The organism is Streptomyces sp. SID5785 (genome assembly GCF_009870065.1).
In the GTDB taxonomy this organism is placed as follows: domain Bacteria; phylum Actinomycetota; class Actinomycetes; order Streptomycetales; family Streptomycetaceae; genus Streptomyces.
The window spans coordinates 1-1,248 of sequence record NZ_WWIA01000665.1 but is presented as its reverse complement, the minus strand read 5'-3'; the positions used below and the strand labels follow the sequence as shown (position 1 = coordinate 1,248).

General features: G+C 74.6%; 2 protein-coding genes. One reads left to right on the top strand and one right to left on the bottom strand.

Annotated features, from left to right (window positions below; translation table 11 throughout):
* The coding region (locus tag GTW43_RS21725) for a 6-phosphogluconolactonase (RefSeq protein WP_161303690.1) at nucleotides 1–646 on the bottom strand (646 nt) is incomplete at its 3' end.
* A 154-nt stretch (nucleotides 647–800) separates the two neighbouring features.
* Here GTW43_RS21725 and GTW43_RS21720 point away from each other — a divergent pair.
* On the top strand, nucleotides 801–1,248 hold a 448-nt coding region (locus GTW43_RS21720; protein ID WP_161303689.1), incomplete at its 3' end, for a LacI family DNA-binding transcriptional regulator.

The window sequence follows — 1,248 nt, the reverse complement described above, 5'->3', positions numbered from 1 at the left end:
GGACGGCCTCGCTCTTGCGCCGGCCGAGCACGGTCCCCACGATGCGGTGGGCGCGCAGCAGGCGCGGCACGGTGAGGGTGAGCGCACGCCGGGGGACCTGTCCGATGTCGGCGAAGCACCCGTCGTCGACCTGCTGGCGGCGGCAGATCTCGTCGAGCTCCACGACCTTGACGTCGTGGGGGTCGTCGAGATCGGCGACCGGCGGGTCGTTGAAGGCGAGGTGGCCGTTGACCCCGATCCCGAGGCAGACCAGGTCGAGCGGCGCCCGCGCGAGCCGCTCCGCGTAGTCGGCGGCGGCCGCGACCGGGTCGGCGCCGGGCTCGATCACGTGGGCGGCGCCGATCGGCACGTGGTCCAGGAAGGCGGTCCGCAGCCAGGTGCCGAAGCGCTGGGGTGCGTCGGTGCCGAGCCCGATGTACTCGTCCATGTGGAAGGCGTGCACACGCCGCCAGTCGACGGCGTCGCGGGTGCGCAGCTCCTCGAGCATCGGCAGCTGGCTCGGTGCGGCGGCGAACACGACGCGTGCGGTCTCCTGGCGGGCCAGGGCGGCGCGCAGCGCGGCCTCGGCCGCGTCGGCGGCGGCGCGGCCCGCCGCCTCGGGCGAGGGGGCGACGCGGAGATCGAGGGCAGCGGGGGGACTGGGCATCACGAGCCGTTCCTGCCGTCAGGGCCGCCGGTGCGGGGCGGCCGGGAGCGGGACCCGGTGGTTCCGGGGTGGGCCCATGAAAGCGTGCAACCGGTTGCACGTCAATGGGTCACACGCTTCCCGCCTCGATGCGACACACCGTTACAGTGGCGCCATGCCTCCACGCGCCCACGGCAACGAGCCGGGCTCCGCCGCCCCCACCCCCACGCTGGCCAGCGTCGCCCAGGCCGCCGGCGTCTCCCGTGCCACCGCCTCCCGCGCCTTCAGCAATCCGAAGGTGCTGCGCCCGGAGACGGTGTCGCGCGTCCAGACCGTCGCCGAGGAGCTCGGCTACGTACCCAATCCGGCCGCCAAGGCGCTGTCGACGGGGCGGCACGGACTGCTCGCGATGATCGTGCCGGACATCGCCAACCCCTTCTTCCCGCCGCTGATCGGGGCGGTCGAGGGCCGCGCGGACACCGCGGGGCTCGCGGTCCTGCTCGGCAACTGCGCCGAGGACCCGGCCCGCGAGGACCTGCTGGTCACCAAGCTCGGGAGGCAGGTCGACGGGTTCGTCCTCGCGTCCAGCCGGATGAGCGACGAGCAGATCCGCGCACACGCCG